Genomic DNA, 9,412 nt, shown 5'->3' with positions numbered 1-9,412 from the left:
CTCGATCTCGAGTTCGGACGACAGATCGGGTGACGCCGTGTTCGGGTGCGTGGCCTCGCGACCGCCGGCCGGGTGCGCCGGATCCGGCTCCCCCTCGGCACGACGGGGCGCTGGATCCGGCGCCCCCACACCGGACTGATCCCCCTCTGGCATCCATCTATGAAAGCCGCGCCACCGCAAACCGTATGCACCCCTGTTTCGGACGGGTCGAAAAACGGGCCGCCGGATTGGGTGGCGGCTCTGCACTACAATAAGGGATTCTTCGTCCCGGCGTGCGAAAACTCAAACTCGATCCTTGTGCCGTCGAAATTGTGTATGGAGCGAGCAACCCGTTCCCCCAAGGGCCGATACGGCTGAATCCCAAGTTTGGGGCCCGATATCGACAATTCATTATCCCGGCGGCAATTGTCCGGATCCGTCCACAATTTCGGCGGCACAACCAAAAAAAATCGGGCCAAGTGCATACGAAACGGGGGGTCGGGGCTTTACATCATCGTGGGAGAGATTGGTTTGGAGATCCGAACCGGATCGGTGGAGTCCCCAACTCCTTGAAACGAGGCCTGTTGTCGGAATCCTGGGATTCCGCTTCCCCCGGGGACGACGCTTCCGTCGAGCTTGGAAAGACCGGTTAGATTGTGCACGGGCTGGGCGAGACTGTGCCGAATCTGCCGGTCTTTCCTATTTTGCCCGCGAGGCCCGTCCGCCGGGCCGCCGCCCGCCGTTCTCCCCTGCAAAGGATGTGTCCCGTGTCCGTGCGCATGCTGCTCCCGCTGCTCCTGCTCCTGGCCGTTCCCGACACCGCGACGGCCGACGAACCCGGCCCGACCGATTTCGACCTGGCCCGCTTTCTCGAGGTGCCCCAACTCGTTTCGCCCGCGGTCTCGCCCGACGGCGCCCACGTGGCGTGGCGCTGGACCCGGCGGGTGCTGGCCGACGACGACCGCGAGACCTTCCTCTACCTGGGCGAGGTGAAATCGCGCGCGGTGCGGCAGCTGACCTTCACCGACGTCGGCACCGGCGGCCTGGCCTGGCGGCCCGACGGCAGTCTCACCTTCCTGCGCACCCTGGAAGACGCCTCCCAGGTGTGGGTGAACCCCCTGGACGGCTCCGAACCGCGACCCGTGACCGCCGTGCCGGGCGGCGTGCACGAATACTGGTGGTCGCCCGACGGGCAGTGGCTGGCGGTGCTGGCCGATCCGGCCGCGCCGGACACGACCGCGGCGGCCGGGGACGCATCCGGTCCGGTGCCCGCCGAGCGCCGCGACTGGACCGTGTACGACCGTCTCGAACAGCCCGACGCCTACGCCCAGCTCTGGCTCGTCCCGGCCACCGACGGGGCGCACGCCGGGGTCGAGCCGCGGCAGCTCACGGCGGCGCCCCTGCATCCGTACCATGTGGCCTGGTCGCCCGACGGCGCGACCCTGGCCGTGACCTACAACGAGCGCTTCTCGAGCCTGGTCGACGAGGAGCAGCGCGTCGGCCTGCTCGACGTCGCCGGCGGCACGCTCGAGCCCATCACCCCGGCCACGCGCCACTCCTCGCTGGCCGCCTTCTCGCCGGACGGCCGCCAGCTCGCGTGGTACACCGACCGCGACGAGGACCTGCGCGCGTACCTGAACCTGAAGGATGTCGTGGTGCGCGACCTGGCGTCGGGGACGACGCGCGTGCTCACGGGGGCCACCGCGGCCACCCTCGGCGGCTACGGCAGCACGCCCGGCACGGCACCCTGCTGGGATCCGCAGGGCCGCTCCCTCTACGTGCCCGGGGCCGAGGGCACGGACCTCGATCTCTACCGCATCGACGTGCGCCGGGGCGCCATCGAGCGCGTCACCGACCTCGACGGCTCGCTCTCCGAATTCACCGCCGCCGGCGGCGTCATGGCCTGGGTCGAAACGGCCCTGGACCGCCCGGGCGCCCTGATGGTGGGCAAGCTGGGCGGCAAGGCGGAGGAGATCGCCTCGGTGAACGATGCGGTCGCGGCCTTCGACCTGCCGCGGGCGCGGAAGCTGGCCCTGCCCGGCGCCGACGGCGTCACGGTGGAGGGCTTTCTCTTCCTGCCGCCGGGCGCCGGTGAGAACGACCGCCTGCCGGGCATCGTCGAAATGCACGGCGGCCCCTTCTCGCGCTACGGCGACGCCTGGACCACGCGCTATCCGTGGCAGGTGCTGGCGAAGAACGGCTTCGCGGTGTTCATCCTGAATCCGCGCGGCGGCACCGGCTACGGGCTCGAGTTCCAGCGGGGCGTGTACCGCAACTACGGCACCGACGACTTCCGCGACATCATGGCGGCCGTCGACGAGCTCGTGGCGCGGGGCACCATGGATCCGGACCGTCTCGGCTTCACCGGCTACAGCTACGGCGGCCTGACGACCAACAACGTCGTCTCGCGCACCGACCGCTTCAAGGCGGCCGTCTCCATCGCGGGCATCTGGAACTACACCTCGGCCATGGGCCAGAACAACCCGCAGCTCTTCATCGACGGCTACCGGCGCCCCTGGGACGACGACCTGCAGCGCATGTGGGAGCACAGTCCGGCGTCGCGGGCGGGCAGCATCACCACGCCGACCCTCGTCATGCACGGACTCGACGACGAGCCCGTGGACCCGCGCCAGTCCGTCGAGATGTTCACCTATCTGCAGCTGAACGGCGTCGACTCGCGCCTGGTGCTGTACCCCGGCGAGGGGCACGGCATCAACCGGCCGAGCCACATGATCGACTACCAGACGCGGGAACTGGCCTGGTTCCGGCACTACCTGCTGGACGACGCGGAGGCGGAGGGGCCGGAGCCGGCGGTGCCGGTCGAGCCGTAGGGAAGGACCGGGGCCGGACGTTCGTCCGGCCTACCCCCGGATTCCGAAATGGATGAAAAGGGTTCCGAACGCGGCGGACGCCCCGACGATGAAGGCGAAAGTCATCCGTCGCCGCACCGACCGGGCCCGGCCGGCTGCTCCTCCGCACGGCGTTCCGCCCCGTCCGCGGGCTACTCGTAGGCCTTCGGCACCGCGCAGATGAACACGAAAGGCTCGTCGCCGGTGTTGCGGAACTGGTGCACGTCGCCGGGCGCGACGAAGGCGAAGTCGCCCTGGCCGAGGGGGTTGGCGCGTCCCTCGCCGTCCATCAGGGCGCCCTGGCCCGAGAGCACGAAGTTCAGGTGCTCCACGTCGTGGCTGTGGTGGGGCGAGTGGCCGCCCGGCGCGAGGGTGAAGACGCGGAACGAGAAGTTCGGCACGCCGTCGCCGCTGCCGAGCACCAGCTGCTTGGTGATGCCCCGGACGCCTTCCATGTCGACGGAGGTCTGCTCGACCTCGCTCAGCTTGCGGATGATCACGGCGGTCCCTTTCGGTCGACGGGGTCGTGGCGCAGGGGCGAAGATTGCCGACGCCCCCGGCGCGCCCTATGATACGGCCAACCCGGAGAAGTGACAAAGCCATGGCCGACGACATCCTCATCAACGACCGCATCACCCTGCCTGCCGTGGAGCTGGAGTTCACCGCGAGCCGCTCGTCCGGGCCGGGGGGGCAGCACGTGAACACCGCCGACACGCGGATCCAGGTGCGCTGGAACCTCGAGGCCAGCGCCGCCTTCGGGCCCATCCAGAAGGAGCGCCTGCGCCGTGCCCTGGCCAGCCGGCTGACGGCCGACGGCGACCTGATCCTGGCCAGCGACGCCCACCGCAGCCAGCGGCGCAACCGCGAGGAGGTGGTGCAGCGCCTGGCCGCGCTGCTGCGCGAGGCCGTGCGTCCGCCCAAGCCGCGCCGCGCCACCAAGCCCACGCGCGCCAGCCGCGAGCGCCGCCTGCAGGACAAGAAGCGCCGTTCCCAGCTCAAGAAGGACCGGCGCGGCGACTCCTGAGGTCGCCGCGCCTCTCCGCTCCGCTCCCCGCTAGAATTCCAGCCGCGCCGAGAGCGTCACGCTCCGTCCCGGCGCCGGCACCTCGTCGCCCGCCGCGAGATCGTCCGTCGCGAGCACCGCCTCGCGGGTGAGGTGGTCGTTGTAGAGCCGGTCGAAGAGGTTGTCGACCCGCAGCACGAAGCGCCAGCCGGCGCGCGGACGACTCTCCAGGCCCACGTGCCAGACGGCCCAGCCGGCGGTGGCGTCCTCGCCGAAGAGGGGGTCGATGCGGTCCTGGTCGGCGGCGAAGGTGCAGCCCGCCCGCAGCCAGGTGTCCGCCCCCGGCAGGGCCTGCCAGCGCACCTCGGCCGCGCCGAACAGGGGCGGGATCTCGGGCAGGGCGCGGTCGTCGGTCGTGTTCTGGCCCCGGACCACCGACACGGTGATCGGCACGAAGATCCGCGCCGTCGGGCGCCACTCGGCGCCCACCTCGCTGCCCGTCAGGACGGCGTCGACGTTGACGAAGCCCTTGATGACATCGGGGACGGTGTCGCCGTTCACGTCGCGCCGGTCGACCACGGTGGGCAGGATGGAGTCGCCCACCCGGGCGTGGAAGACGTTCGCCGCCACGGTGAAACGGTCGCTGCCGAGGGTGACGCCGCCCTCGATCTCCCACTTCTTTTCGGCCGCGAGGGTCGGGTCGCCGATCTGGTAGCCGCCGGGTGCCGGGCCGAAGGCGTAGTAGCGCTCGGTGATGCCGGCGGCCCGGCTGCTCACGCCCGTCCGCACCTGCCAGCGGTTCGCGCCGGCGGCGCCGAAGGCCCCGCGCAGGGCGAGGTCGGCCTGGCCGAGGGTCTCGGTGCGGTCGGTGTCGGCGGCGTCGGCGCCGTAGAAGCGCACGTACTGCTCGCGCACCGTCAGGCCGCCGAGGCTCGCCGCGTCGGCGGCGCGTGCGCGGCTGTCGACCACGTCGCCGCGGCCGGCGAGCTCGAGTTCGAGGCCGTCGGCGAGGTTGCGAGTCAGGGCGAGGTGGGCGCCGCCGGCGAACTGCACGGCGTCGGGCCAGGACCGGTCCACGTAGGTGTTGTCGGCCAGGGGGCCCATGAGCATCTCGCGGGTGCGGGTGGCGTCGCGGCCGAGGCGACTGGCGTCCAGGCCGGTGCGCAGGGTCCAGTGCTCGCCCGGCGCGAGCTCGAGGTTCGCGTGGGCGCCGAAGGTGCGGGTGTCGGCAGCCGTCGCGGCGCGCATCATGGCGCGGTTGGACTTCAGGGCGTTGTCCATCAGGTGGTCGATGGCCGAGAATCCCGCGGTGAGTTCCCAGCGGCGCAGGGAGCCGGCGTCGCGCGTTTCCAGCCAGCCCAGGTTGTGGGCGCGGAAGTCGGTGGCCACGTTGTCCATGGGCAGGGAGGGGAAGTCGACGTCGGTTTCGCGCACATAGGTGCCGGCGTACCAGAATCGCCGGCCGTCGCGGGGCAGCCAGGCCACCGAGCCGGCGAACGTGGTGGCGGTGGCGCCGGCGGGGACCACGCGACCGTCCGGGGCGGTGTAGTCGTCGGCCGTCGTGTGGCCGGCGGCGAATTTGGTGTCGAGCGCGTCGGCGCGGCCGCGGAGGCCACCGCCCACCTGCCAGGCTTCACGGGCCGACTCGTAGCCCGCCTCGAGCCAGGGATCGGTGCCGGTGCCTTCGCCCGCCCGCCGGCGGTAGTCCGGGCGGGCCACGATGGCGCCTCCCGTGGCGCCGGCGAAGAGGCCGTTGCCGCCGCCGCGACGGAAGATCGCGACGTCCTCGGCCGCCGCCGGTGTCAGGTAGGCCGCCGGCGGGTCCATGCGGCCGGGGCAGGCCCCATAGAGGGGCACGGCCCCGAGCACGGTCTGCACGCGCTCCCAGCCGAGACCCCGGATCACCGGCTCCGCCGCGCCGGCGGCGCGGCGCACCACGGCGACCCCGGGCAGTCCCGCCAGGTTCTCGGCCACGTTGTGGCCGGCCCGGTCGCGCAGCTCGTCGCCGTCCAGGACGGTGTCGCCCCACGGCGCCCCCGGCGCGCTGACGCGCAGGTCGGGCACGCGGGTGGCGAGGGTGTCGTTTGGCGCTGAGGTCTGGCCGGCCCGGGCGGGGGCCGGACAGACGACCAGGACGATCAGGGTGCTGATCACGAGGCGGCAGGCGGTGGACGGCATCACGGAAGCTCCCGTTGTCCCCTCAACTGAACCCCGGAAGTGATGTGACGGCACCCAATATGGGTGTCGGCCGGGGAGGCTTCAACCCCCTGTCCGACTAGGAGTTCAGGGGGCCGGTGCGGGGCGCGAGGTAGAGATTGGCGACGAGGCGCCCGGCCATGAAGGCGACGGCCGCGGCGGTGGCGCCCACCCAGCCGGCCCCGACGACGGTGAGCAGGAGCACGACCAGGATCCCCACCACCTCACCGGTCGAGGCCCAGGTGATGGGGCCGGTGCGGCGGGTCGCCACGCACAGGCTCCGCTGCAGGGAGAGCCACACGCTCAGGGCGGGCATCAGCACGAGGATCCGCAGGGGCAGGCGCGCGTAGCCGGCGAGCTCGGGCGTGAGACCGGACACGCGCTGCAGCCACAGGTCGACCAGGGGCGTCAGGGCGATGGCGGCCAGTCCGGCCGCGGCGCCGGCGCCGAGCAGGGTCGCGAAGCGCCGCACCACCGGATAGTTGGCCCAGCTGCGACCGAGCATGGTGATGGCGGCCTCCTGGAAGCTGAGTCCCGGCGTGCGGAAGATGAACACGAGCGCGTTGACCACCGGGAGCACGGCCAGGGATTCCAGCGGGTGCTGCGCGAGGCCCATGAAGAACGTCACCATGGGCTGCACGGCGAGACTGATGGTGCTGGTCAGCGCCAGCGGCAGGTAGAAGTCGCCGATGGCGCGGTAGGTCTGGGGTGGTTCGTCGGGCGCCGGGGCGGTGCGGAGGTGGCACACGGTGCCGTGGGCCCACACACGGCTGGCCACCGCCTCGACCACCACGCCGGCGCTCAGGGCGGCGGCGCCCACCGCCGCGCCCCCGAGGGCGCCGCTGCGCCAGCCGACCAGGGCGGTGGTCGCCATGGTCGCCAGGCGGAGCATGGTGCCCCAGGCCACGCGCCGCGTGAGGCCCGCCCGGATCAGCAGCCCCTGGTAGAAGCGCCGGTAGCCGATCGCCGCCGGCCAGGGCAGCAGGATCACGAGGGCCGTCCGGGCCAACCCGGCCACGTGCGGATCGAGGTCCATGGCGCGCAGGGCGAGCAGGGGCCACAGCGGCGTGAAGAGCAGCACGAACATCACCGCGGTGATGCCCAGGTTCAGCAGCCACATGAAGTTGCGCAGGCGCCGGTAGTTCTCCGCCCCGTCCACCAGGGCCGTCGAGGCGCTCATCATCATGATCACCGGGGCCTCGACCAGCACCGCCAGGGCGAAGGCCACGCCGTAGGCCGCGAGGTTGAACTTGGGCTCGGGCAGGCGGGCGATGACCGCGGCGAGGAAGGGCCCCTCGACCGACATCATCAGCCAGGTGGCCTGCAGGGGCAGCCAGAAGCGGAAGAGGCGGGGAAGGGTTTCCGGAGTCGTCATGGCCGCCAATCTAAGCGCTCGGAGGCGATTAATCCACGCCGCGCCCGCGCCGCGAATAGGCGGTGGCGGGCGCGGGTACTTCCGCTGCAACCCGTCCCCCGCAATGCCGTACACAGGCGGGCAGCCCGGAACGGACCGGGCGTCCGGATCGAGCGCAGCGATCAGCGCGGCCGCCGCAGACGGCCCGAACCGACCGGGCGCCACCAGAAAGGACCAGAGATGACCAACATGAAACGAGCCCTGCTGGGCGTGGCCGTCGTGGCCTGCGTCGGCGCGGCGGGGGCGGCCCAGGCCGGCGAGGAAGTCACCGTCGACGGCGTGCTCCACGTCATGAACACGAGCGTGCCCGCCAAGGGCGACCGCGTGGTGCACCTGGAAGAGGTGTGGCGCGTGGGCGGCGAGGACAGCGAGGACTTCTTCGGCATGATCAGCCAGGTGCGCGTGGGCGACGACGGCCTGATCTACCTGCTGGACACCCGCCTGAGCGAGGTGCCGGTGTATTCCCGCGAGGGCGACCGCGTGGCCACCCTCAGTCGCGAGGGCGACGGCCCCGGCGAGACGCGCATCCCCTCGAACCTGCTCTTCATGCCGGACGGCACCCTGGGCATCGTGCAGGTCTTCCCGGGCAAGATCATCAAGATCGGCACGGACGGGACGCCCGCGGGCACCTTCCAGCCCGGCGGCGGCGACCCCACCAAGGGCGGCTTCCTGCAGATGTTCGATTGCGCGGCCAACGGCGACGACATCGTCGTGACCGCCGAGGCGATCAGTCCGGGCGGCCCCACCTCCCAGGACCGCTCCAACTACGTGGCCTCGTTCGACGCTGCCGGCAACGAACTCGTGCGCTACTACGAGAACAACTTCCACTGGGACTTCACGAACTTCGAACTCGACGAGGACGGCATGGACCGCCTCAACTTCCGCCGCGTCGTGGCGGGACCGGACGGGCGCCTCTACATCGCCCAGAACCGCAACGCCTACGTGATCACCGTCTACCACCGCGACGGCACCGTCGAGCGCGTCATCGAACGCGAGTTCGAGCACTGGACCCGCTCGGACGAGGAATTCAAGCGCGTCACGGAGATCGCCGAGGCCCAGTTGGCGCAGATCCCCAACGCGAAGATCACCATGTCGAAGACCGAGCCGGACATCGGCTCGCTCACCTTCGGCCCGGACGGCAACCTCTGGGTGGCCAGCAGCCGCAGCGGGCGCGACGTGCCCGACGGCGTGCTGACCCGCTGGGACGTCTTCACGCCGGACGGCCACTTCATCGAGACCGTGTCGGCGATGTGCCCGGGCGACAGCGAGAACGACATCCTCATCTGGGCCGGCGAGGGCGCGGCCGTGCAGGTGACCGGATTCGCCGAGGCCGCACGGGCCCTGAACAGCGGCGGCGCCGGCGGCGGCGACGACGCGGACGGCGGCGAGGCCGAGCCCATGGAAGTGATCTACCTGCGCGTGGCGGGACTCTAGATTCCGCGACCCCACCTCGCAGCCGGCCGCCGTCCTCCGGGGCGGCGGCCGGATTTTTGTTGCGCCGGCGACGCGGATTGGGAATGCTCGGGGCGGGGGATCCCGTTCCCAGGCCGGCGCCACGCCGAGGAGGTGCGTTCGCCCGTGGACTCGATCAACATCCCAGGCGTCCTGGTGGGCGCCGTCGTGAGCTTCCTGCTCGGGGGGCTGTGGTACTCGAAGATCCTCTTCGGTGAGCTTTGGCGCCGCGAGGTAGGTGGCGATCCGGCGCGGGCGCACCATCCGGTGCGGGTGTTCGGCGTGAGCTTCGTGCTCTCGCTGCTCGCGGCGGGCGTCTTCGCGCACCACCTCGGACCCGGGCCCCTGCTGCGCGACGCGGTGCTGCAGGGGCTGCTCGTGGGGGCGGCCTACGCCGGCACCAGCCTCGGCATCAACTACCAGTTCTCCGGTCGCAGCACCCTGCTGCTGCTCATCGACGCGGGCTACCACGTCTGCCAGTTCGGCCTGTACGGCATGGTGCTGGGGCTGTGGCGCTGA

Annotated in this window: 7 protein-coding genes; 4 read left to right on the top strand and 3 right to left on the bottom strand. The window is 71.5% G+C overall.

Annotated elements, in window-relative coordinates; all coding sequences use genetic code 11:
* Positions 1–746: 746 nt before the first annotated feature.
* Positions 747–2,810: a S9 family peptidase gene (locus tag KDM41_06870; protein MCB1183136.1), complete on the top strand. Its 2,064-nt coding sequence runs from the start codon at positions 747–749 to the stop codon at positions 2,808–2,810.
* Positions 2,811–2,980: 170 nt separating this feature from the next.
* Here the strand turns inward: KDM41_06870 and KDM41_06865 are convergent, their stop codons facing one another.
* Entirely contained in the window at positions 2,981–3,328 is a 348-nt protein-coding gene (locus KDM41_06865; protein MCB1183135.1) for a cupin domain-containing protein, read from the bottom strand.
* Between the two features lie 101 nt (positions 3,329–3,429).
* On the opposite strand from KDM41_06865, the gene arfB reads away from it, so the two are divergent.
* A complete protein-coding gene (arfB, locus tag KDM41_06860) occupies positions 3,430–3,852 on the top strand; it encodes an aminoacyl-tRNA hydrolase (protein MCB1183134.1) in 423 nt (140 codons plus the stop codon).
* 30 nt (positions 3,853–3,882) lie between these two features.
* Here arfB and KDM41_06855 read toward each other — a convergent pair whose 3' ends face one another.
* Together KDM41_06855 and KDM41_06850 are read right to left on the bottom strand one after the other, a co-directional pair.
* Complete coding sequence (locus KDM41_06855; GenBank protein MCB1183133.1) at positions 3,883–6,009, bottom strand: TonB-dependent receptor; 2,127 nt, start codon at positions 6,007–6,009, stop codon at positions 3,883–3,885.
* 97 nt (positions 6,010–6,106) lie between these two features.
* Entirely contained in the window at positions 6,107–7,402 is a 1,296-nt protein-coding gene (locus KDM41_06850) for a hypothetical protein (GenBank protein MCB1183132.1), read from the bottom strand.
* 228 nt (positions 7,403–7,630) lie between these two features.
* Here KDM41_06850 and KDM41_06845 point away from each other — a divergent pair, with 228 nt between their 5' ends.
* Together KDM41_06845 and KDM41_06840 are read left to right on the top strand one after the other, a co-directional pair.
* A complete protein-coding gene (locus KDM41_06845) occupies positions 7,631–8,875 on the top strand; it encodes a hypothetical protein (protein ID MCB1183131.1) in 1,245 nt (414 codons plus the stop codon).
* Positions 8,876–9,019: 144 nt separating this feature from the next.
* Complete coding sequence (locus tag KDM41_06840) at positions 9,020–9,412, top strand: DUF1761 domain-containing protein (protein MCB1183130.1); 393 nt, start codon at positions 9,020–9,022, stop codon at positions 9,410–9,412.

The organism is bacterium (genome assembly GCA_020440705.1).
Lineage (GTDB): Bacteria > Krumholzibacteriota > Krumholzibacteriia > LZORAL124-64-63 > LZORAL124-64-63 > JAGRNP01.
Note: the sequence above shows the minus strand (reverse complement) of the source record. Positions and strands in the feature narration are given on the sequence as shown.

Coding starts and splice junctions, on each gene's coding strand:
- arfB (MCB1183134.1), top strand. CDS start 3,430: ATGGCCGACGACATCCTCATCAACGACCGCATCACCCTGCCTGCCGTG.
- KDM41_06855 (MCB1183133.1), bottom strand. CDS start 6,009: ATGCCGTCCACCGCCTGCCGCCTCGTGATCAGCACCCTGATCGTCCTG.
- KDM41_06850 (MCB1183132.1), bottom strand. CDS start 7,402: ATGACGACTCCGGAAACCCTTCCCCGCCTCTTCCGCTTCTGGCTGCCC.
- KDM41_06845 (MCB1183131.1), top strand. CDS start 7,631: ATGAAACGAGCCCTGCTGGGCGTGGCCGTCGTGGCCTGCGTCGGCGCG.